Genomic DNA, 21597 nt, shown 5'->3' with positions numbered 1-21597 from the left:
GGTTGTCTTTTTGATATAAAATATATAATGCTGTATTATTTTATTTCAGCAATAATTGCGTTAAATGTTGCACTAGGACGCATTGCTTTGCTTACTAACTCAGGAGTTGGCTGGTAATAACCACCAAGAGTTTGAGGTTTTCCCTGTGCACCAATTAGTTCAGCATCGATTTTAGCTTCGTTAGCTTCAAATTGAGCAGCAATTGGCGTGAAAATCGCTTTTAATTCAGCATCTTTATTTTGAGCTGCCAAAGCCTGAGCCCAATAAAAAGCAAGATAAAAGTGAGAACCACGGTTGTCAATCTGACCCACTTTACGAGCCGGAGATTTATCGTTTGCCAGGAATTTATCGTTTGCCTGATCTAAAGTTTCAGATAAAACTAGTGCTTTAGAATTGTCTAAAGTTTGTCCTAAATGCTCTAAAGAAGCACCAAGAGCTAAAAATTCTCCTAATGAATCCCAACGTAAATAACCTTCTTCAGTAAATTGCTCAACGTGTTTTGGAGCAGAACCTCCTGCACCAGTTTCAAACAATCCACCACCGTTCATTAACGGAACGATAGACAACATTTTAGCAGAAGTTCCTAACTCTAAAATTGGGAATAAATCTGTTAAGTAATCACGTAAAACGTTTCCTGTTACAGAGATAGTGTCTAAACCTTTGATGATTCTGTCTAAAGTAAATTCAGTTGCAGCAACAGGGTTTAAAATACGGATATCTAAGTTTACAGTATTGTAATCTTTAAGATATTTTTGAACTTTTACAATCAATTCTCTGTCATGTGCTCTGTTTTCGTCTAACCAAAAAACAGCAGGAGTATCAGATAAACGAGCTCTGTTTACAGCCAATTTAACCCAGTCCTGAATAGGAGCGTCTTTCGCCTGACACATTCTGAAAATGTCATTCGTTTCAACGTTTTGCTCCATTAAAACATTTCCGTTTGTATCAACAACACGAACAACTCCGTCGCCTTTCATTTGGAAAGTTTTGTCGTGAGATCCGTATTCTTCAGCTTTTTGAGCCATCAAACCTACGTTAGGAACACTTCCCATTGTTTTTGGATCAAAAGCACCGTGTTTTTTACAGAAATCGATAGTTGCAGTATAGATTCCGGCGTAAGAACGGTCCGGAATAAGAGCGATTGTATCTTGTTGTTTTCCATCTTTATTGTACATCTGTCCAGAAGTACGGATCATTGCCGGCATAGAAGCATCAACAATAACATCAGACGGAACGTGTAAGTTTGTAATTCCTTTATCAGAATTTACCATTGCCAAAGCTGGTCCGTTTTCGATAGCTTTTGTAATATCAGCTTCCACTTCAGCTTGTTCAGGTCTTCCGGCAATTTTTGCGTAGATATCACCTAAACCGTTTCTTGTATCAATATTTAATTCAGCAAATAAAGTTTCGTATTTTTTGAAAAGATCAGCAAAATAAACTTCAACGATAGCGCCAAAGATAATTGGATCTGAAACTTTCATCATGGTAGCTTTTAAATGCACAGAAAGTAAAACACCTTCTTTTTTAGCATCAGCAATTGCATCAGCAGCAAAAGATTTTAATTTTTTTACACTTAAAACAGAGCTGTCAATTATTTCACCTGCTTTTAATGGCGTACTTGCTTTAAGAACAGTTGTTGTACCATCTTTTGCAACGAATTCGATTTTTACATCATTAGCATCTGCAACAGTAAGCGATTTTTCACTTCCGTAAAAATCACCGTTTGGCATAGAAGCTACTTTTGTTTTTGAGTCAGCAGACCATGCACCCATTGAGTGTGGATTTGCTTTTGCAAAGTTTTTAACCGCTCTTGGCGCTCTACGATCAGAGTTTCCTTCGCGTAAAACAGGATTTACAGCAGAACCTAAAACTTTTGCATATTTTGCCTTAATTTCTTTTTCAGCATCATTTTGAGGCTCTTCAGGAAAATCAGGGATTTTGTAACCATGAGATTGCAATTCAGCAATAGCCGCTTTTAATTGCGGTACTGATGCCGAAATGTTTGGTAATTTGATGATGTTAGCTTCAGGTTGTGTCGCTAATTGACCCAATTCAGCCAATGCATCTCCGGTTTTTTGAGCATCTGTTAGAACTTCAGGAAAATTTGATAAAATTCTACCTGCAAGCGAGATGTCTCTTGTCTCAATTGCAATACCAGCCGTAGCAGTAAATGCCTGAACAATAGGTAAAAAAGAATAAGTCGCTAATAATGGCGCCTCATCAGTTAAGGTGTAATAAATTTTTGAATTCTGTGTCATTTTTTTTTTTTTATAATCGTATCGTCAGGAATGGCGATGTAAAAGGTATAGTCGGCTCAAAATGAGCGGAGCAAATATAATAAAAACAGTCCGAAAACGGTATAGTTTTGATGAGAAATGCCGAAATTAACAGATTGTTATTTCGAAGTCGTTTTATTATGAAATCGATGATTTTGATATTGAAAAATTATGGTTTTGATATTTTAAAAAATAAGCATAAAAAAAAACTCGTTTCAAATGATATGAAACGAGTTTTTTATAACAAATCGATAAATGATTATCTTCTTTTATCTTTAATCTTAGCTTTTTTACCAGTAAGTTCTCTGAAGTAGAAAATTCTAGCTCTACGAACAGCTCCTTTTTTGTTGATTTCAATTTTTTGTAAAGCTGGTAAGTTTACCGGGAAGATACGCTCAACACCAATAGCTCCAGACATTTTACGGATAGTAAAAGTTTCTGTGTTACCAGAACCTCTTCTTTGAATAACAACTCCTTTAAAAAACTGAGTTCTTGTTTTTTCACCCTCTTTAATTTCGTAGTAAACTGTAATAGTGTCTCCAGCTCCGAAAACAGGGAAATCTTTTTTCTCAACTAATTCGGTTTGAACGAATTTCATTAAATCTGCCATGATATCTTGTAATTATGGTTTTTTATATAGAGCAACATTCACGGATCTCGCCAGAGGTTAGTCTAATTCGGGTGCAAATGTAGAAAATAATTATGAATTATAAATTGTAAATTATAAATTATTTTAAGTAAAGTTTTTGTTTCTTGTTTAACGTTTCAAGTTGTTGTTAACGAGAATCTTAACTTGAAACAAAAATAACCTGAAACCTTAAACTAATCTTGCCCTTCTAGAAGATCCGGACGTCTGTTTTTTGTATGTTCATACGCCATATCCTCGCGCCATTTGTCAATTTTGGCGAAGTGACCGCTGGTTAGAACTTCAGGAACTTTCCATCCTTTGTAATCTGCTGGTCTTGTATATATAGGTCCGGAAAGTAAATTATCCTGAAAACTATCTGTTAAGGCTGAAGTTTCATCACTTAAAACACCTGGAATCAATCGGATTAAAGCATCAGATAAAACCAAAGCGCCTAATTCTCCTCCTGATAAGACATAATCGCCAATCGAAATTTCTTTAGTAATAAAATGATCACGTACACGTTGATCTACACCTTTATAATGTCCGCATAGGATGATAATGTTTTCATACATCGACATTGTATTAGCCATTTTTTGGTTCAAAGTTTCACCGTCAGGCGACATATAAATGATTTCGTCGTATTCGCGCTCGCTTTTCAAATGTGTAATACAAGCATCAATTGGCTGAACTGTCATGACCATTCCGGCGCCTCCTCCAAAAGGATAATCATCGACACTTTTTTGTTTATTCGTTGTATAATCACGTAAATTATGAAAGTGTACTTCGACCAAACCTTTGTCTATGGCACGTTTCATAATTGAAGCCTCAAACGGACTTCTTAATAATTCAGGCAAAATCGTAATAATGTCAATTCGCATTTTTTTCTTCAAATAGTTCTAAGCAGCAAAGATACAAAGTAAATATTTGAGAATTTTAAAGAATTGAGATTAAGAATTTTGAATATATGTAATTGTAATTCAATTGAATAAGTAATAATTATATAATATTAAGATGTTATTGTGTAAACCTTTAACAACTAACTTTAACTAACATTACTTATTAATTCACTTGATTAAGGAATTCACCAATTCACCAAAAACATTTCTAAAAACACACGATTATGAAAAAAATTATTCTACTCATACCCATATTGATTTTCTGCGCTTGTTCGAGTTCTCAAAAAACTGGAGACAAATGGATTGGAGAATCTAAAAAAGATATAATTAAAAGCTGGGGCCCACCAGTTCGTATACTTGATGATGGTAAACAAGGACAAATTCTTATTTATGCAGAGCAAATTTTTACAAATGATGATAATAATGCAGGTTCAAAAATCGCGGGACCAAATTATTGGAACTATATATATGTATACGCAGACAAGGATGGAAAAATTTACTCTTATAAAAATGATAAACAACAATTACCACCTCAGGCAATTGCTGTAAAATAATTTTATCTTTTCAGCTTATTTTTTATTGAAATTTCTGTCATTTTTTATTATATTTAAACTCTTTACGAGTTGATTTATAATAACTTAAACCGAAACCAATGAAAAAAATATTGATAGTTATAACTTTTATAATTATTTCCTGCAACAATCAAAACCAGTCAAAAGTTATTGATAGTTCTAAAAACGAAAAAGTAGTCAGACAATATTTTGAACATTTCAATAATCACGATTGGAAAAAAATGGCTGCAATGTATATAGAAACAGCTGATTTTAAAGATCCATCTTTCGGAAAAGGAATCGTAAAACAAACCCGCAAACAAACTGAAGATAAATATGCAGAGTTAAATAAAATTTTTCCGGATTTGCATGATAAAATTATACAGATTTATCCGTCCGGAGAAAATCATATTATTGTTGAATTTGTTTCGACAGGAACGGCGCCGGATAATTCAAAATTAGAATTGCCTATTTGTACAGTTTTTACAATTGAAAATGGGTTAATTACCAAAGATTTTACCTATTTCGATAATTTTGAGGCAGATACGAGTAAGAAATAGAATTGGATAATTCGTGTAGTTTAAAGGATAAATGGTGATTTTGTTTGGCAAAATATTTTTTGATGATTTATTTTGTTAGGAATTATGGGTGTGTAGTCCCTACGGGACAAATGCTATTCTCAAATATTATGTTTCTACCGACATTTTGTTCCTAGCGGAACAGTTTTGGTTTGTGGATATTCCAATATTTCTATGAATATTTTGTTCCTAACGCAACATTTTCAGTTTGTGATCTTCTTTAATTTATAATTATTGATCTAAATATTCCGTTCGAAATTATGATTGTGTAGTCCCTACGGGACAAATGTTATTCTCCGATATTATGTTTCTACCGACATTTTGTTCCTAGCGGAACAGTTTCGGTTTGTGGATATTCCAATATTTCTACGAATATTTTGTTCCTAACGCAACATTTTCAGTTTGTGATATTCTTTAAATTATAATTATTGATCTAAATATTCCGTTCGAAATTATGATTGTGTAGTCCCTACGGGACAAATGTTATTCTCCGATATTATGTTTCTACCGACATTTTGTTCCTAGCGGAACAGTTTCGGTTTGTGGATATTCCAATATTTCTACCAATATTTTGTTCCTAACGCAACATTTTCAGTTTGTGATATTCTTTAAATTATAATTATTGATCTAAATATTCCGTTCGAAATTATTATTGTGTAGTCCCTACGGGACAAATGTTATTCTCGATATTATGTTTCTACCGACATTTTGTTCCTAGCGGAACAGTTTCGGCTTGTGGATATTCCAATATTTCTATGAATATTTTGTTCTTAGCGGAACAGTTTCGGCTTGTTGATATTTTTAAATTATAATTATTGATCTAAATATTCCGTTCGAAATTATTATTGTGTAGTCCCTACGGGACAAATGTTATTCTCGATATTATGTTTCTACCGACATTTTGTTCCTAGCGGAACAGTTTCGGCTTGTGGATATTCCAATATTTCTATGAATATTTTGTTCCTAGCGGAACAGTTTCGGCTTATGGATATTCCAATATTTCTATGAATATTTTGTTCCTAACGCAACAATTTCAGTTTGTGATATTTTTTAAATTATAATTATTGATTTAAATATTCCGTTAGGAATTACATGTCGGTAGGAAAAGCAATAATCACGAATTTTAAGGTGTCCCGTAGGGACTACACAGAGATATCCTCGATCAATATGATATTTTTAAAAATTCACAAAAAACATTTTGTAATCATATTCTTATAATTGATTTTATATTTGCCTAATAAAGCCTGTTATAAATATTCCGCTAGGAACAATATGTCGGTAGAAACCAAATGTTTAACGCAAAAAATGTCCCGTAGGGACTACACTCTTATGGCAAATACTTACACGCAAATACACATACATTTTGTTTTTGCGGTAAAATTTAGACAGGCTATAATAGGTAACGATTTGGAAAGAGGAACTCTACAAATACATCGCAGGAATTATCAAAAATAATAATCATAAACTTCTGGCTATAAATGGAGTTTCAGATCATGTCCATATTTTAATTGGAATAAGACCTGCACAATCCATTTCTGATTTGATAAAAAATATCAAACAAGATTCTTCAAAGTGGATTAATACAAGTAAATTTTCAAAAAATCATTTTGAGTGGCAAGAAGGTTACGGAGCATTTTCATATAGTAAATCCCAGTTACGTGCCGTAGCTAACTATATTGAGAATCAGGAATTGCATCATAAAAAAAGAACGTTTAGAGAAGAATATATTGATTTTCTTGAAAAATTTGAAGTAGATTATGATGAAAAGTTTATTTTTAAGGAATTAATTTAAAGTTATTTCCCAAAAGATAATGTCAAATTCAACAACAAAAATCCTCGCCATAACAGGAAGCACCAGAAAGAATTCCAGTAATTATAAAATTTTAAAAAACATTTCAGACCAAATCGATGATTCGTTTGAAGTTGAAATATTTGAAGATTTAGATGAACTTCCTCATTTTAATCCGGACCTAGATACAGACAATCCACCGGAAACAATAGTTTCTTTTCGAAATAAAATTACCAATGCTGACGGAATTTTGATTTGTACGCCAGAATATGTTTTTAGCTTACCCGGAAGTTTAAAAAATGCTTTAGAATGGTGCGTTTCGACTACTATTTTTTCAGATAAAAAGGTTGGATTAATCACCGCATCTGCTTCTGGCGAAATGGCGCATGAACAATTAATGCTGATAATGAAAACGCTTGGAGCCAAATTTGAAGCTGAAAATTTGCTTTTAATACAAGGTATTCGTGGTAAAATTAATGACAAAGGCAAAATTACAAATGAAGAAACTGCAGTTGCACTTCAAAATTTTATCAATTCTTTTGAGAATCAATTTTCAGAATAATAGCAATAAAAATAGTAGATTTACTTCGATAATTTTTCAAAATTTACAAATGATTTCCAGACGAACCTTTATGATAAACAGTAGTTTAGCCACCGCAGCAGTTTTAGCAATGCCATCATTGGCGTTTTCATCCAATAAAAATGAAATTGGTTTACAGTTGTATACTTTAAGGGATGAACTTCCTAAAGATGTAAAATCAACTCTTAAAAAAGTAGCGCTTTCAGGATATAAAAATGTCGAAACTTATGGTTTTTCGATTAAAGATCAGTTTTGGGGACTTTCTCCAATTGAATTGAAAAAATTACTGGACGCAAACGGACTTAAATCGGTTAGCGGACATTATAATTTAGGAAGTTTTTTAGCTGATGGAAATACAACTGAAATTCCTGCAGCAATCGAAGCCGCTAAGATTTTAAAAAGCGAATACCTGACAATTCCGTGGGTTGATGAACCTTTTAGAAGAAATATTGAAGATTATAAAAAGATCGCTGCACGTTTAAATGAAGTAGGTAAATTGTGTAAAAATGCCGGTTTGAAATTGGCATATCATAACCATGATTTTGAATTTCAAAAACATGATGGAATTACAGGTTACGAAATTCTGTTAAAAGAAACCGATAAAGATTTAGTTCATTTTGAGTTAGATTTATATTGGGTTGTAAGGTCAGGAAATGATCCCTTGCAATTGTTTGCGGCAAATAAAGGGCGTTTTACAATGTGGCATGTTAAAGATATGGACAAGGCAAATCAGGCTTTAAATACAGAAATAGGTTCAGGTTCAATTGATTTTAAAGTTATATTTAAGGAAATAAAACAATCCGGAATGAAACATTTTTTTGTAGAGCAGGAGAATAATTATAATCCAAATGCTTTTGAGTCGATCAAAAAAAGCTGTGATTTTATTTCGAAAGAATTGTTTTAGAATAATTCATATAGAAATCTTATTTTTGTAAGAATAAAATCAGAAATAAATATGCAAAGTTTCGGAACAAGTAAAGAGTTTATAAAAGGTGATGAACTTGAATGGGAAGTAGTTGGCGAAGGAATCAAACGTAAAATAATGGCGTATGATGACAAAATAATGCTTGTAAATGTTCATTTTGAAGAAGGTGGAATTGGCGTTTTGCACGAACATTATCATTCGCAGGTAACGTATATTTCAAGCGGTAAATTTGATGTAACTATAAGCGGTATTACCCAAACTTTAAAAGAAGGAGATAGTTTTTACATTCCGCCACATGCAATTCACGGCGTGGTTTGTTTAGAAAGCGGACTTTTGACCGATGTTTTTAGTCCGATTCGTGAAGATTTTATGCCTTCATAACATTTTAAAAATCAATATAATCTCTAAAACAATCTTCTTATTTGCTTTTGGGTTTGAAAAATTTATACATTTTTTAAAGTTTTGGTAAAAATTAGATTGGTATTTTTGCAAAATGAATTTATCCAAAACGAATGTCTTATTTATGGCAGCCTGCACTGGACTTATAGTTGCAAACCTGTATTACTGCCAGCCTTTAATTGTTTTAATTGCCAACGAATTTAAAATTCCTGAAGCCAACGCCGGAACAATAACGTATCTAACGCAAGCTGGTTATGCGATTGGTTTGTTTTTTATGGTTCCGTTAGGCGATAAAATCGAACGTAAAAAGCAAATTTTAATAACCACTTTTGCCTCTGTAATTGCATTAATTATTGCAGCAACATCTAGAAGTTTTTTTATTTTACAAATAGCTTCTTTACTTATCGGAATCACTTCGATTGTACCACAGCTTATTTTACCTTTAGCAGCATCGTTAAGTGCGCCTGAACAGCGCGGAAAAGTCGTAGGAACGATTATGAGCGGTTTGCTTGTAGGTATTTTGCTTTCCAGAACTTTAAGCGGATTTATTGGTCAGGTTTTAGGCTGGAGATCGATGTTTTATATCGCTGCCGGAATTTGTCTTTTGATCTTTTTTGTAATTCAGAATAAATTTCCGGTGAACAAACCACAGTTTCAGGGAACTTATGGTCAATTGATTAAATCTCTTTTTACCCTTATAAAAACACAACCTGTTTTGCGTGAAGCAACTTTAATTAATGTGTTTAGTTTTGCACAATTTGGTGCTTTCTGGACTACAATGGTCTTATTGCTTTCAGGAGAACCTTTTCATTTTAACAGCGCCACAATTGGATTATTCGGAATTGTAGGTGCTTCCGGAGCTTTAGCAGCACCTTTGGTAGGAAAATTGGGAGATAAAGGCGGGTCAAGAGTAGCGGTTGGTTACGGCTGTTTATTGATCTTAATTAGTTTTTTAATTTTTTATTTCTCCATAGAAAGCGTAATCGGAATTGCGATTGGAATTGTATTTATTGATGTAGGAATTCAGGGCGTTCATATTTCAAACCAAACCAGAGTATATTCATTGCTTCCCGAAGCCAGAAACAGATTAAATACCGTATTTATGTCGTTTAGCTTTTTAGGAACTGCAGCCGGATCTGCTTACGGATTATTACTATGGAAATTAGGCGGATGGCACGCCGTAACCATTGGTTGTGTTGGCTTGTCAGTATTAGCATTAACAGTTTACGGACTTACTTATAAATCTAAAAAATAGAAAGAACAAATTGATATAAAATTAATTTGTAAATTTGCATTCAAATAAAAAATAACAACATGGAAAACGGAATATACGCTAAATTCAACACTAGCAAAGGTTCGATTTTAGTAAAACTTACACACGATTTAACACCAGGAACCGTAGGGAATTTTGTAGCTCTTGCAGAAGGAAATATGGAAAATAAAGTAAAACCTCAAGGACAAAAATTCTATGACGGATTAACATTCCATAGAGTTATTCCTGATTTTATGATTCAGGGTGGATGTCCAAAAGGAACTGGAACAGGAGATCCTGGTTACAAATTTGATGATGAATTTCACCCAAGTTTAAAACACGATCGTCCGGGAGTTTTAGCAATGGCAAATTCAGGACCAGCAAGTAACGGTTCTCAGTTTTACATTACGCACGTTCCAACTTCCTGGTTAGACGGAAAACATACTGTTTTTGGTCACGTAATCGAAGGTCAGGATATTGTTGATGCTGTTGCTCAGGGTGATGGTCTTGAATCTGTAGAAATTATCAGAGTTGGAGAAGAAGCTGAAAAGTTTAATGCTATTGAAGCTTTTATCGCTTTAAAAGGTGCTCGTTTAAAAAGAGATGCAGCTTTAAAAGCAGAATCTGAAGCAAAAATGGAGCAATTAGCTGCAGGTTTTGATAAAACAGATAGTGGTTTACGTTACAAAATGATTCAAAAAGGAGACGGTAAAAAAGCAGAAGCTGGTAAAACAGTTTCAGTACATTACGAAGGATCTCTTGAAAACGGAAAAGTTTTTGATTCATCTTACCCACGTAAAAAACCAATCGAATTTAGATTAGGTCAAGGTCAGGTTATAGAAGGTTGGGATGAAGGTATTGCTTTATTACAAGTTGGTGACAAAGCTCGTTTTGTTATTCCATCTGACTTGGCTTATGGAGCTGCAGGTGCTGGAGGAGTTATTCCACCAAACGCAACTTTGATTTTTGACGTTGAATTAATGGACGTAAAATAAGATTTTAAAAGCAATTTAGTATTGTTTTAAATAGTAATCCCATACACGCTGTGTATGGGATTTTTTTATATTTACTATAAAAATAAAGGTAAACAATGAAAACAAAAATCTTAATCCTGGCCGCTGCAGTACTACTTTTAGTTTCATGCGGTTCTAAAAAATCAGCACCCGCTACTCCGGCTACTCCAGTTGTAACTGAAACTGTAAAAACTGCAGAATTAACGCCAGAATTGGCAGAAGGCAAAAGTATGTATGAAAATAACTGTGCAAAATGCCACAAATTATTTGAACCAAAGAAATTTACTCAGGAAGAGTGGAAGCCAATTTTAACGAGAATGCAGAAAAAAGCACATTTAGATGATACTCAGATGGTTTCAATCTCAAATTATATAAATTCTCAATTGTAAGAAGAAGTACTATTGTAGATATATCAAAAAACTATTCAGTAAATTTTATTGGATAGTTTTTTTGTTTTAAAACGGAACATAAAAAAACACCTTCACGAATGAGGTGTTTAAAAAATTATGAAATACTTTCAGCAGTATTACTCACTGCAATTATTTTTAAGGTCTTTATTCCGGCCGGCAATTCCCAATCAACTTCGTCATTTTCCTTAAATCCAATAATAGCTACACTTAAAGGCGCAAGAATTGAAATTTTATTTTGTTTTATATCTGCAAATGAAGGCAAAACGATTTGGATTTTCATTTGTTTCTTCGCTTTTACATCTTCAATTGTAACATGAGAATTGATTCTTACAATCGAGTTGCCTAATTCGCTTTCTTTGCTAATAATAGCGCGATCTAATTCTTGTGAAAGCTGATTGGCTTCTTTTGCATTTGTTGAATTTTTACTTTTTACTATCAATTCTCTTAAGAAATGATAATCTGTTTTACAGAAAGTGGGTGTTGGTTTCATAACTATGTTTTATTTTATAAATTTTTATTGAATTCAGTGATTGGTATATTTCTTTACAGGCTGATAAATGCATAATTAATATTCCAAATTGCATCAGCGCAAATTGAAGTTTAATAATTATGTATGTTTTGGAAATTTTGATTGAAAAAACCAGAAAATTATTTGAGAGAGGTTTACTCTTTCAAATAAAATAAAGGATTAAATCGTGGTAAAAATCCTCCGCCTGAAAGAAGAATTGAAATAGACGGAGGCCTAATTAATAAAGGCCTTACTATGTGAAATAAATGCAGCAGCAAGCGGTTTCCTCTTTAAAGAAAACAGCAGGGTCAAAACTGTAATTATACTTATAGTGCTCACAATGAGAATATTTATTGAACGGCAAAGGTAGGAAAAATAATCTAAAAAAGCTAAAGAATGTTTATTTCCATTTAATCCACAGCCAATACTTGGTTTCTGCGGACCTTTTAAATTTCGATTGTAAATAAGGGAATCTATGGCGTTTCGCAAATCACTTCCGCTTAACGGAATTCCGTTTCCAGGTCTTGAATCATCTAATTGGCCGCGATAAAACAACCGGTTTTGATTATCAAATAAATAAAAATCCGGCGTACAGGCTGCGTCAAAAGCTTTCGCTACTTCCTGACTTTCGTCGAATAAATAAGGAAAATCAATTTTATTCTGAAAAGCAAATTCTGTCATCAATTCTGGAGCATCCTGAGGAAATTTCTCTACATCGTTGCTCGAAATAGCAATTACGCCAAGTCCCTGCACACGATAATCATTAGCAATCATAACTACTTCTGTGATAACATGATGTACAAAAGGACAATGGTTACACATAAAAATGACAAGTGTTCCTTTTGATCCTTTTAAGTCTTCAAACGAATAATTATTATTAGAGTTGGTATCTTTTAGTTTAAAGTCTGGAGCAATAGTTCCAAGAGGTAACATATTTGAAGAAGTTCGTGCCATTTTTACAAAAATTAGTTCTCCAAAAATAACCTTAATATTCTGTAAAAGAAACACAAGTATAAAATAATATCCAAAGAAGTTTTACTTAAGAATAAGCTGCTTCTTTGGATATTTATTACTATTTATATGGAATTTACGAATTCAAAAAATTCAGTAAATCTGTATTTAGTTTATCTCTGTCCGTATAAAATAATCCGTGTGGTGCGCCTTCATAAACAATGTAAGTGTTTTCGCGAATGGCTTTTGCTGCTTTTTTTGAAGTAAGTTCAATAGGAACGATTTTATCATCGTCGCCATGAATAATCAAGGTTGGAACTTTTATAAAATCCAATTCGTCTCTGAAATCAGTGTATGAAAAAGATTCGGCACATTTTAAAGTAGCTCGCGGAGAAGCAAATGAACATAAAGTTCTGTAATATTCTAACAATGGCGTACTTAAAGGTTTGTTGATAATGTTGATACCAAAAAAAGTTTTCCCAAAATTATCTACAAATCCTATTCTGTCTTCTTTAATAGAATTGGCTGTTGCGTCGCTTTTTTCTTTTGGATGTCCATCAGGATTGTCATTAGTTTTTAATAAAAACGGAACTACAGAAGAAATTAAAGCTGCTTTTGTAACACCTTTTCCGCCGTAACGGCTAAAATAACGAACTACTTCGCCGCCGCCCATGGAGAAACCTACAAGAGTTGCATTTTCTAATTTTAGCTGTTCAATAATTTCTTTTAAATCGTCGGTTAAAGTATCATAATCATATCCGTCATAAGGTTGGGATGATTTCCCAAATCCGCGGCGATCATAAGCAATTACCCTATAATTGTTCTGAACCAGAAAATCAATCTGATATTCCCACATTTCGTTAGAAAGCGGCCATCCGTGAATCAGGATTACAGGTTTTCCTTTACCATAATCTTTTACGTATAGCTTAACGTTTTTGTCGGTTTGTATGTATTTATCGGTGTTTAATTCGTGGATATCAAAATCAAAATCTCTTATAGAATGATCGCTGTTTAAGATAATATTTTCCATTTTTTTATGTTTTTTAGTTGTTAGCTTAAAAATTGATGTAGTAAAATTAGAAGCTAGACTAAAAAAAAGGTTATAGAATTAGTGGGAATAATTACAAAATTAATAGGTTTGTAAATTGAATAAATTATTAAAACAGAATGGATTTAACCTGGAGTGAATTTGAAAGAACTGAAATGCGTGTTGGAACTATAATTGGCGTAAATGATTTTCCAGAAGCCAGAAAACCTGCTTATCAATTAACAATTGATTTTGGTGCCGAAATCGGAATTAGAAAATCATCGGCACAAATAACGGTACATTATAAAAAAGAAGATTTACTAAATAAACAAATTATTGCAGTGGTGAATTTTCCCAGAAAACAAATAGGGAAATTTATGAGTGAATGTTTGGTTCTTGGCGCAATAGGCAAGGAGGGAGATGTTATTTTATTGGCTCCGGATTTTAAAATTGAAAACGGACTTAGGATAGGTTGATTTTAGTTTTCAGTCTCAGTTTTCAGTCTCAGTCTCAGTTTTCAGTTTTCAGTTTCAGTTTTCAGTTTCAGTTTCAGTTTTCCGCTGTTTGCTATCGCTGAAGTCACTAATTATCAATAATTATTCTTAAATTCCAGCTTTGTGAACTCGGGTAAAACTTTATCGAACTCTGCGGCTATTTTAGTCACAGTATTCACTATTCAGTTTCCGGGATTAGACTGAAAACTGCAACTGAGACTGAAAACTAATTTATTTTAGAAATTAACTGCTGTAATATCAATTGTCCTTCTTCCCAATATTTTAAATCAGAATCCGAGTTAATATGTCCTTGTTGACCAACATTTACAAAATCGCTTCCCCATTTTTCTGCAAAATATTGTTTTCTTTCAAAAGAAGCATACGGATCATTTTCACTCGCCACAACTATAGACGGAAAAGGTAATTTTGAAATTGGCATTGGCGAAAAATTCCTGACACTTTCCGGAGTATGTTCTGGTGAATCTACATCGGCAGGAGCCACTAATAAAGCGCCTACAATATTTTTATTATTATTTGATGCTGCCCAATGCTGTACTAAAGAAACCGCCAGACTGTGCGCGACTAAAATTGTTGGTTGATCTAGTTTTGAAATTTCTTCATTTAAGCGTTCCAGCCATTCTTCGCGAATAGGTTCATCCCAATTGTCCTGAACCAGGCGTGTTGAATTTTTAAATTTTTTATGCCAAAAGGTTTGCCAGTGTTTTTCGCCTGAATTTCCAAGTCCGGGTAATATTAATAACTTTGTTTCCATTGCCGTGGATTTTTTAAATATTATTTTTTGGTTTGTTTCTCTTTCAAAATGCGGTTTATTTCGTTTACAAGCAACGGAAAACCGGGTTCCGTCATTCCGTGACCATAACCGTCTAATTCATAAAGTTTGGTTTGTTTATGCCCAGCCAGTTTCATCATTCGTGCCATATAAGCGTTTTCTTCATATCGACCCAACATTTCTAATTCGCGATCTCCGGTAATTAATAAAAGTGGCGGAGCATCTGCGCGAACGTAAAATAACGGTGCAAAATCATCAATAGTTGGTGTTGTATCCGGAATTCCGTTTTCTCTTCTAATTTCAAAATGCGTAATACATTGTCCGCTAAACGGAATTAATCCTGCAATTTTATTAGCATCAATTCCTTCTTTTTGCAGCCATTTTTTATCCAGACCAGTCATCAAAGCAAGATATCCGCCTGCCGAATGTCCGGAAATAAAAATTTGCGAAGTATCTCCGCCATAATTAGCAATATTGTTAAAAGTCCATGCAATTGCAGCAGCCGCGTCTTCAATAGCTTTTTCGGCTTTTGCTTTTGGAGATAATCTGTAATTAACGCCAATAACAGCAAATCTTTTGTTTTTTAAAGCTTCGGGAATTTCTTTGCTTCCGCCAGTTAATCCTCCGCCATGAAACCAGACTATTGTAGCGAAGTTTTTAGTATTTTTTGGATAATAAATATCAAGAACACATCTTTCATTTATGTAACTGTCAGATTTATTGGTTGCTGCGTTATAATATTGAATATTGGTTTTCGTTTCATATTCTAATTTTTGAGCAAATGACGATATTCCTATTAAGATGAAACTAAGTAAAAGAATTATTTTTTTCATTTGGTAAGAGTTGTGAATGAGATATTTAAGGTCTAAATCTAAAATAATAGGTTTGTATAAAAAAAGTCCAAAATGCAGGACATATTGGACTCGTATTTTTTAAAAAGTTATTTGGGACTAAATATCATCAAAATCAATATCAGTAAAACTAGATCTTTGTCCTTCAGGTTTATCAGAACCGTATTCTTTTTTAAAATCTTTTTGATGTCTTTCTGAAATTACTTCTTCGCCTTTGTGGTTCAAGACATATGAAGTCATTTCTTCTAGTATTTCGGCAAAAGCACTAAAATCTTCTTTGTATAAATAAATTTTGTGTTTTTTAAAATGAAACGAACCATCTTCTTCAGTAAATTTTTTGCTTTCAGTAATTGTGATATAATAATCGTCAGCCTTAGTAGCTCTCACATCAAAGAAATAAGTCCTTCTTCCTGCTCGTAATACTTTAGAAAAAATCTCTTCTTTTTCTAACATGTCATTTTCTCTCATAATACGTTCTATCATTTTTTGGAATTAATAGTACTCAAAAATCATAAAAATTTATCTATTACGCAACAATTAAAGTAATTCTTTTTCCGAAAGTTGTTTTAAATATAACGATGAATAATAACCTTCCTGATTTATTAATTGATTATGAGAGCCTTGTTGAATGATTCTGCCGTCTTCTAAAATGATAATTTTATCAGCGTTTTTTGCAGATGAGACGCGGTGGCTTACGATAATTGTAGTCTTATTGTTACAAATTTCAAATAAATTATTCAGGATTGTTTCTTCGGTTTCAGTATCAACAGCAGACAAACAATCATCAAAAAGTAAGATTGCAGGATCTTTGATAATCGCTCTCGCAATAGAGACACGTTGCTTTTGTCCGCCCGAAAGTGTGATTCCTCTCTCGCCCAAAATCGTATCGTATTGTTTGTTAAATGCGATGATATTATCGTGAACCACAGCACTTTTGGCAGCTTCTATAACTTCTTCGTCAGTGGCATTTTGATTGCCAAATTTGATGTTATTTTTAATGGTATCTGAGAATAAAAAAGCATCCTGAGGCACAATCCCAATGTTGTTTCTTAAGTCATTTAAATTTAAATTGCTTATTTCATTTTGGTCAATTGTAATTTTTCCGTCGGTAACATCGTATAAACGGGAAATTAAAGATAGAATAGTCGATTTACCAGAACCTGTTTTTCCTAAAATGGCTAATGTTTCTCCTTTTTTGACTGTAAAAGTTACGTTTTTAAGTGCTTCAATATTTGTATCTTCATATGTATAACTCACATTTTCGAAAGCAATCGAACCTTGAATATCGGATGAATTTTCATTTTTATTTTTGATTTCCGGTTCAATTTTCAAAAACTCATTCAAACGTTTCTGAGAGGCTTCTGCTTCCTGAACCATCGACGAAACCCAGCCTAATGACGCAACAGGCCATGTAAGCATATTTACATATAAAATAAATTCGGCAATTGTACCAATATTTGCAATCGTTCCGTTGATGTACATCACACCGCCAAAATAAATGACAACCAAATTACTAATCCCGATTAAGGCAATCATTAAAGGGCCAAATAAAGATTGAACTTTTGCTAAATCTAAACTCTTCTTTTTGCTTTCATCGGCAAGAGCCACCATATTATTCTGATGCTGATCTTCTAAAGAATACGCTTTTATAACACGAATTCCTGAAAATATTTCCTGAGTAAAACTCGAAACTTTCGATAAATATTGTTGGAAAGTCGTGCTTCGTTTATTGATTTCTGAACTTAATTTGAAAATACAATACGAAAGAATCGGCAAAGGCAAAATCGTATATAAAGTCAATAATGGCGAAACATTATACATATATATGATTACGATTGCGAATCTGATAAAGGTATTAATCGTGTACATAACCGCGGGACCAACATACATACGGACCTTTGAAACATCTTCGCTGATACGATTCATTAAATCTCCGGTTCGGTTTTGCTTGTAGAAATTTTGTGAAAGATTCTCATATTGTTTAAAAACCTCATTTTTCAGATCAAATTCTATATGACGCGACATTACGATTAAAGTCTGGCGCATTAAGAAGGTTAAGAATCCTGCGACAATTGTTGTTGCGATGATTAACAGCACGTTATGAATTAAACCTTCGCGATATGTACCAATAATTGCTTCAGATACCTGATCTGTTTTTGGTAGTTTATCGAACTTTTCGATCGCGTTTAATGACTTGCTAATTAGCTTTGGAGTGAATAAAGAGAAGATTTGTGCGATTATGGTGATTAAAATTCCTAGTGAGAAACTATATTTATATTTGATGAAATATTTGTTTAAATAGCTTAATTCTTTCATTTTTTTAAGAGATTCAATGTTGAAATGTTTCGATTTTATAAATTATTATGAATTAAAAGTAATGGAATGTATAATTTAATCAAAACAAACTGATTGTTAAATTGTTATTTTAAAGATAAAAAATTAGCACATGTATATTTTTTATATAAATTTGAGAAGTCTTTTTGACAAATTCATAATTTTAACAAATAAATAGTAGCGCTATGGATGCAACTTTCGCAACTGGAAAAGAACTTCAGAAAATGGATCCTGTTTTTGGTCAGTTATCTTTTGACGATCACGAACAAATTGTATTTTGCAATGACAAAGATACAGGTTTAAAAGCAATTATTGGTATTCATAACTCAGTTATGGGACCAGCTTTAGGAGGTACTAGAATGTGGAATTACAATACTGAATGGGAAGCATTAAACGATGTTTTGCGTCTTTCAAGAGGTATGACATATAAATCTGCCATTACAGGATTAAATATTGGTGGTGGTAAAGCAGTAATTATTGGTGATGCTAAAACGCAAAAAACACCTGAATTAATGCGCAAGTTTGGTGAATTTGTTCACTCTTTGGGCGGAAGATATATTACGGCTGAAGATGTTGGAATGGAAACTAAAGATATGGACACTGTTAGAGACGTAACGCCTTATGTTACTGGTATTTCTGAAGAAAGAGGTGGTTCTGGAAACCCTTCTCCAATAACAGCTTACGGTGTTTATTTAGGAATGAAAGCGGCTGCAAAAAGCCAATTTGGTTCTGATGTTTTAGAGGGTAAAAAAGTTTTGGTTCAGGGAATTGGTCACGTTGGTGAAGCTTTGGTAGAATATTTGACTAAAGAAGGAGCGATCGTTAGCATTACTGATATCAACGAAGAAAAATTATATCAGGTAGCTGCAAAATACGGTGCTACAATATTTACAGGTGATGATTTATACAGTGCAGATGTTGATATTTATGCGCCATGTGCAATGGGAGCAATTATCAATGACGATACGGTAAACAAAATTAAAGCTAAGGTTATTGCCGGTGCTGCAAACAATCAGTTAGCTGATGAAAATGTTCATGGTTTAAGATTACAGGAAAGAGGTATTTTATATGCACCTGATTTCTTAATCAACGCTGGTGGAATTATCAATGTTTATGCTGAATTAGAGCATTACGGTAAAGCTGAAATCATGACAAAAACAGAAAATATCTATAATACTACTTTAGAAATTATCGATTACGCTGTAAAAAACGGAATGACAACGCATAAAGCTGCTCTTACAATTGCTCAAAATCGTATCGATTTGAGAAAAATTGAAAACGCGGCTAAGAAATAATTATTAGTTTATAGTCTCAGTCCCGGTATTCAGTCTCAGTTGCAATGTAAACTGTTACTGAATACCGGGACTTTTTTATGTGGTTTAAAAATTACTGAAAACGGTGACTTTCTTTATTCTGAAAACTGATACTAAAAACTGCGACTTTTTTACGAATTAATTTTAATATCAGGATTGAAATTCCTAATTTTGCAGACTAATTTTTAAATGTTCTTACAAGGTGGTAAATAGAAGACACATACGCGTTAAAGTAATGCAATCCATTTATGCAATGCATCAAAGCGGTTCTGATAATATGGAAAAAGAAGAGAAATTTCTTTTTTACAGTATTGATAATATTCAGGACTTATATCTTATAATGCTTTCTTCATTGATTGAAATCTGCAAAAAAGAATCTGTTTTTTTACATCTTTCAAGCAAAAAACATCTTGCAACTGCTGCAGAACGTAATCCAAACGAAAAATTTATCAAAAACAAAATTTTTCAACTTCTTGCCGAAAGCAATCCTCTAAGTATTGCTTTAGAAAATCGAAAAATCAACAACTGGTCTTTAAATGATGATTATATCATTTTACTTTTAAATGACATTAAGTCAAGCGATTTGTATGCAAAATACATGAGCACAACGGCAAATACTTTTGAAGAAGACAGACAATTTGTAATTGATTTATTTGCTGATGTAATTGTTCCGAATGAAAAATTATATGAGTATTTAGAAGATGACAAATTAACATGGGTTGATGATATTCCGGTTGTAAATACGCATATCGTTAAACAATTGAAAGCAATTAAAACCGAAGATCCGGATGATTTTAGAGTGCCAAAATTGTATAAAGATGTTGAGGATAAAGATTTTGCCAAAGATTTGTTCAGAAGAACAGTTTTAAACGAATCGATCCTGGCAAAAGAATACGATGATAAAACACCAAACTGGGATAGCGAAAGAATTGCTGAAATTGATACTATTATCCTGAAAATGGCAATTTGTGAATTTTTAAAATTCCCTTCAATTCCAGTAAAAGTAACACTAAACGAATATTTAGAAATTGCTAAAGAATATTCTACACCAAAAAGTAGTATTTTTATCAACGGAATTTTAGATAATCTGGTTAAAGAGCTTACGGCTAATAAAAAGATGATTAAGGTTGGGCGTGGATTAATGTAAAACTTTGGGGAATCCCAATTTTTTAAAATTCCAAATTCCATCCCGATAGCTATCGGGACTGAGCGGAGTCTAAGAGCTAAATTTTAAAAGAAAATATTAAACAATAAATCAAATCAAAAACAGAATTTAAATTATGGGACAATTAACTCAATTTGCGCCATTTCTATTAATGTTCGTGGTAATCTATTTCTTCATGATCAGACCACAACAAAAAAGAGCAAAAAACGAAAAAGAATTTGAAAATAGCCTAAAAGTAGGTGATAGGATAATTACTAAAAGTGGTTTTCACGGTAAAGTAGTTGAACTTGCAGAAACAAGTGCAGTTATCGAAACAATGTCTGGAAAATTAAAAATCGAACGTTCGGCTATTTCTATGGAGATGAGCGCTGCTTTGAATAAAAAAGCTTAATACTTTTTTAGAAATTCCAATAAAATATAAATCCCAAATTCCAATGATAAATTGGAGTTTGGGATTTTTTTTGGTTTGACGTTTAAGCGCATTTCGTGTCTTTGGGACGAAGCAATCTCATTCGTAATTCGACAAAAGTTTACACACAACGTAGTCGCAATCTTGTCCTTGCGAGGAACGAAGCAATCTCACTAACAATTGACACAAAGTTTGATTTTGTAAAAGTGATTGTTTTGTGACATTCATATGCTAGTTTGTCTTCCTGAGCGAAGTCGAAGTCCCGCAATGTGATTAACCAACCGATCCTTCGACTTCGCTCAGGAAGACAAAAAATGAGCAGAATAAAAAAGTGGCAGATTTAGCAAATTAGATTGCTTCGTTCCTCGCAAAGACTAACCGCAATAAAAAACCTTTGTCAAAGTTTAAAACTTTGACAAAGGTCTCATTTCAATTTGAATTTGGCTCTTCGACTTCGC

At 33.0% G+C, this 21597-nt stretch carries 22 protein-coding genes and 1 pseudogene; 13 read left to right on the top strand and 10 right to left on the bottom strand.

Features of this window, described 5'->3' with window-relative positions; translation table 11 throughout:
• Positions 1-35: 35 nt before the first annotated feature.
• The 3 genes from ACZ0AH_RS16690 to trmD all read right to left on the bottom strand — a co-directional run bounded on the left by ACZ0AH_RS16690 (position 36) and on the right by trmD (position 3782).
• The gene (locus ACZ0AH_RS16690) at positions 36-2258 is read right to left on the bottom strand and encodes an NADP-dependent isocitrate dehydrogenase (protein WP_463476925.1); all 2223 of its coding nucleotides are present in this window, start codon (positions 2256-2258) and stop codon (positions 36-38) included.
• Positions 2259-2535: 277 nt separating this feature from the next.
• The gene (rplS, locus tag ACZ0AH_RS16685) at positions 2536-2886 is read right to left on the bottom strand and encodes a 50S ribosomal protein L19 (RefSeq protein ID WP_132036021.1); all 351 of its coding nucleotides are present in this window, start codon (positions 2884-2886) and stop codon (positions 2536-2538) included.
• Between the two features lie 212 nt (positions 2887-3098).
• Positions 3099-3782 (bottom strand): tRNA (guanosine(37)-N1)-methyltransferase TrmD, encoded by a 684-nt coding sequence (trmD, locus tag ACZ0AH_RS16680; protein WP_395421081.1) that lies wholly within the window; start codon positions 3780-3782, stop codon positions 3099-3101.
• Positions 3783-4024: 242 nt separating this feature from the next.
• Between trmD and ACZ0AH_RS16675 the strand changes: the two genes are divergently transcribed.
• The 9 genes and pseudogenes from ACZ0AH_RS16675 (at position 4025) to ACZ0AH_RS16635 (ending at position 11276) form a co-directional block, all read left to right on the top strand.
• Entirely contained in the window at positions 4025-4354 is a 330-nt protein-coding gene (locus ACZ0AH_RS16675; protein WP_463476924.1) for a hypothetical protein, read from the top strand.
• Between the two features lie 98 nt (positions 4355-4452).
• Complete coding sequence (locus tag ACZ0AH_RS16670) at positions 4453-4911, top strand: nuclear transport factor 2 family protein (protein WP_463476923.1); 459 nt, start codon at positions 4453-4455, stop codon at positions 4909-4911.
• Positions 4912-6258: 1347 nt separating this feature from the next.
• Positions 6259-6721: pseudogene (gene tnpA, locus ACZ0AH_RS16665) on the top strand (IS200/IS605 family transposase).
• Positions 6722-6740: 19 nt separating this feature from the next.
• Positions 6741-7280 (top strand): NADPH-dependent FMN reductase, encoded by a 540-nt coding sequence (locus ACZ0AH_RS16660; RefSeq protein WP_463476922.1) that lies wholly within the window; start codon positions 6741-6743, stop codon positions 7278-7280.
• A 70-nt stretch (positions 7281-7350) separates the two neighbouring features.
• Complete coding sequence (locus tag ACZ0AH_RS16655) at positions 7351-8202, top strand: sugar phosphate isomerase/epimerase family protein (protein WP_463476921.1); 852 nt, start codon at positions 7351-7353, stop codon at positions 8200-8202.
• A 51-nt stretch (positions 8203-8253) separates the two neighbouring features.
• On the top strand, positions 8254-8604 hold the full coding sequence (locus ACZ0AH_RS16650) for a cupin domain-containing protein (RefSeq protein WP_463476920.1): 351 nt from the start codon (positions 8254-8256) through the stop codon (positions 8602-8604).
• Between the two features lie 142 nt (positions 8605-8746).
• Positions 8747-9877 carry an MFS transporter gene (locus tag ACZ0AH_RS16645; RefSeq protein ID WP_463476919.1) on the top strand — a complete coding sequence of 377 codons (1131 nt, stop codon included), beginning with the start codon at positions 8747-8749 and terminating at the stop codon, positions 9875-9877.
• A 59-nt stretch (positions 9878-9936) separates the two neighbouring features.
• Complete coding sequence (locus tag ACZ0AH_RS16640; RefSeq protein WP_463476918.1) at positions 9937-10869, top strand: peptidylprolyl isomerase; 933 nt, start codon at positions 9937-9939, stop codon at positions 10867-10869.
• Positions 10870-10964: 95 nt separating this feature from the next.
• The gene (locus ACZ0AH_RS16635; protein WP_463476917.1) at positions 10965-11276 is read left to right on the top strand and encodes a cytochrome c; all 312 of its coding nucleotides are present in this window, start codon (positions 10965-10967) and stop codon (positions 11274-11276) included.
• Between the two features lie 115 nt (positions 11277-11391).
• Here ACZ0AH_RS16635 and ACZ0AH_RS16630 read toward each other — a convergent pair whose 3' ends face one another.
• The 3 genes from ACZ0AH_RS16630 to ACZ0AH_RS16620 all read right to left on the bottom strand — a co-directional run bounded on the left by ACZ0AH_RS16630 (position 11392) and on the right by ACZ0AH_RS16620 (position 13786).
• Positions 11392-11787 carry a GreA/GreB family elongation factor gene (locus ACZ0AH_RS16630; RefSeq protein ID WP_463476916.1) on the bottom strand — a complete coding sequence of 132 codons (396 nt, stop codon included), beginning with the start codon at positions 11785-11787 and terminating at the stop codon, positions 11392-11394.
• Positions 11788-12039: 252 nt separating this feature from the next.
• Complete coding sequence (locus ACZ0AH_RS16625) at positions 12040-12759, bottom strand: thioredoxin family protein (RefSeq protein ID WP_463476915.1); 720 nt, start codon at positions 12757-12759, stop codon at positions 12040-12042.
• A 133-nt stretch (positions 12760-12892) separates the two neighbouring features.
• A complete protein-coding gene (locus tag ACZ0AH_RS16620; RefSeq protein WP_463476914.1) occupies positions 12893-13786 on the bottom strand; it encodes an alpha/beta fold hydrolase in 894 nt (297 codons plus the stop codon).
• Between the two features lie 137 nt (positions 13787-13923).
• On the opposite strand from ACZ0AH_RS16620, the gene ACZ0AH_RS16615 reads away from it, so the two are divergent.
• On the top strand, positions 13924-14259 hold the full coding sequence (locus tag ACZ0AH_RS16615) for a tRNA-binding protein (RefSeq protein ID WP_463476913.1): 336 nt from the start codon (positions 13924-13926) through the stop codon (positions 14257-14259).
• Between the two features lie 244 nt (positions 14260-14503).
• On the opposite strand, the gene ACZ0AH_RS16610 is transcribed toward ACZ0AH_RS16615, so the two are convergent.
• The 4 genes from ACZ0AH_RS16610 to ACZ0AH_RS16595 form a co-directional block, all read right to left on the bottom strand.
• Positions 14504-15049, bottom strand: coding sequence for an RBBP9/YdeN family alpha/beta hydrolase (locus ACZ0AH_RS16610; RefSeq protein WP_463476912.1), 546 nt, complete (start codon positions 15047-15049; stop codon positions 14504-14506).
• A gap of 20 nt (positions 15050-15069) precedes the next feature.
• Positions 15070-15900 (bottom strand): alpha/beta hydrolase, encoded by an 831-nt coding sequence (locus ACZ0AH_RS16605; RefSeq protein ID WP_463476911.1) that lies wholly within the window; start codon positions 15898-15900, stop codon positions 15070-15072.
• 117 nt (positions 15901-16017) lie between these two features.
• Entirely contained in the window at positions 16018-16386 is a 369-nt protein-coding gene (locus ACZ0AH_RS16600; protein WP_029268690.1) for a PUR family DNA/RNA-binding protein, read from the bottom strand.
• Positions 16387-16455: 69 nt separating this feature from the next.
• Entirely contained in the window at positions 16456-18234 is a 1779-nt protein-coding gene (locus ACZ0AH_RS16595) for an ABC transporter ATP-binding protein (protein ID WP_463476910.1), read from the bottom strand.
• A 203-nt stretch (positions 18235-18437) separates the two neighbouring features.
• On the opposite strand from ACZ0AH_RS16595, the gene ACZ0AH_RS16590 reads away from it, so the two are divergent.
• The 3 genes from ACZ0AH_RS16590 to yajC all read left to right on the top strand — a co-directional run bounded on the left by ACZ0AH_RS16590 (position 18438) and on the right by yajC (position 21121).
• On the top strand, positions 18438-19547 hold the full coding sequence (locus ACZ0AH_RS16590) for a Glu/Leu/Phe/Val family dehydrogenase (protein ID WP_463476909.1): 1110 nt from the start codon (positions 18438-18440) through the stop codon (positions 19545-19547).
• A 253-nt stretch (positions 19548-19800) separates the two neighbouring features.
• Positions 19801-20712, top strand: a complete 912-nt coding sequence (gene nusB / locus ACZ0AH_RS16585; protein WP_463478115.1) for a transcription antitermination factor NusB — start codon at positions 19801-19803, stop codon at positions 20710-20712.
• 133 nt (positions 20713-20845) lie between these two features.
• Complete coding sequence (yajC, locus tag ACZ0AH_RS16580) at positions 20846-21121, top strand: preprotein translocase subunit YajC (RefSeq protein WP_463476908.1); 276 nt, start codon at positions 20846-20848, stop codon at positions 21119-21121.
• The last annotated feature ends 476 nt before the right edge of the window (positions 21122-21597 follow it).

Source organism: Flavobacterium sp. AC105, assembly GCF_979258495.1.
Note: the sequence above shows the minus strand (reverse complement) of the source record. Positions and strands in the feature narration are given on the sequence as shown.

Bases quoted from the DNA above. Each gene is read 5' to 3' on its own strand.
- ACZ0AH_RS16660 (WP_463476922.1), top strand. From the start codon at position 6,741: ATGTCAAATTCAACAACAAAAATCCTCGCCATAACAGGAAGCACCAGA.
- ACZ0AH_RS16600 (WP_029268690.1), bottom strand. From the start codon at position 16,386: ATGAGAGAAAATGACATGTTAGAAAAAGAAGAGATTTTTTCTAAAGTA.
- ACZ0AH_RS16635 (WP_463476917.1), top strand. From the start codon at position 10,965: ATGAAAACAAAAATCTTAATCCTGGCCGCTGCAGTACTACTTTTAGTT.
- nusB (WP_463478115.1), top strand. From the start codon at position 19,801: ATGCAATCCATTTATGCAATGCATCAAAGCGGTTCTGATAATATGGAA.
- yajC (WP_463476908.1), top strand. From the start codon at position 20,846: ATGGGACAATTAACTCAATTTGCGCCATTTCTATTAATGTTCGTGGTA.
- ACZ0AH_RS16675 (WP_463476924.1), top strand. From the start codon at position 4,025: ATGAAAAAAATTATTCTACTCATACCCATATTGATTTTCTGCGCTTGT.
- ACZ0AH_RS16650 (WP_463476920.1), top strand. From the start codon at position 8,254: ATGCAAAGTTTCGGAACAAGTAAAGAGTTTATAAAAGGTGATGAACTT.
- ACZ0AH_RS16655 (WP_463476921.1), top strand. From the start codon at position 7,351: ATGATAAACAGTAGTTTAGCCACCGCAGCAGTTTTAGCAATGCCATCA.
- ACZ0AH_RS16670 (WP_463476923.1), top strand. From the start codon at position 4,453: ATGAAAAAAATATTGATAGTTATAACTTTTATAATTATTTCCTGCAAC.
- ACZ0AH_RS16640 (WP_463476918.1), top strand. From the start codon at position 9,937: ATGGAAAACGGAATATACGCTAAATTCAACACTAGCAAAGGTTCGATT.
- ACZ0AH_RS16595 (WP_463476910.1), bottom strand. From the start codon at position 18,234: ATGAAAGAATTAAGCTATTTAAACAAATATTTCATCAAATATAAATAT.
- ACZ0AH_RS16630 (WP_463476916.1), bottom strand. From the start codon at position 11,787: ATGAAACCAACACCCACTTTCTGTAAAACAGATTATCATTTCTTAAGA.
- ACZ0AH_RS16690 (WP_463476925.1), bottom strand. From the start codon at position 2,258: ATGACACAGAATTCAAAAATTTATTACACCTTAACTGATGAGGCGCCA.
- rplS (WP_132036021.1), bottom strand. From the start codon at position 2,886: ATGGCAGATTTAATGAAATTCGTTCAAACCGAATTAGTTGAGAAAAAA.
- ACZ0AH_RS16625 (WP_463476915.1), bottom strand. From the start codon at position 12,759: ATGGCACGAACTTCTTCAAATATGTTACCTCTTGGAACTATTGCTCCA.
- ACZ0AH_RS16615 (WP_463476913.1), top strand. From the start codon at position 13,924: ATGGATTTAACCTGGAGTGAATTTGAAAGAACTGAAATGCGTGTTGGA.
- trmD (WP_395421081.1), bottom strand. From the start codon at position 3,782: ATGCGAATTGACATTATTACGATTTTGCCTGAATTATTAAGAAGTCCG.
- ACZ0AH_RS16610 (WP_463476912.1), bottom strand. From the start codon at position 15,049: ATGGAAACAAAGTTATTAATATTACCCGGACTTGGAAATTCAGGCGAA.
- ACZ0AH_RS16645 (WP_463476919.1), top strand. From the start codon at position 8,747: ATGGCAGCCTGCACTGGACTTATAGTTGCAAACCTGTATTACTGCCAG.
- ACZ0AH_RS16620 (WP_463476914.1), bottom strand. From the start codon at position 13,786: ATGGAAAATATTATCTTAAACAGCGATCATTCTATAAGAGATTTTGAT.
- ACZ0AH_RS16590 (WP_463476909.1), top strand. From the start codon at position 18,438: ATGGATGCAACTTTCGCAACTGGAAAAGAACTTCAGAAAATGGATCCT.
- ACZ0AH_RS16605 (WP_463476911.1), bottom strand. From the start codon at position 15,900: ATGAAAAAAATAATTCTTTTACTTAGTTTCATCTTAATAGGAATATCG.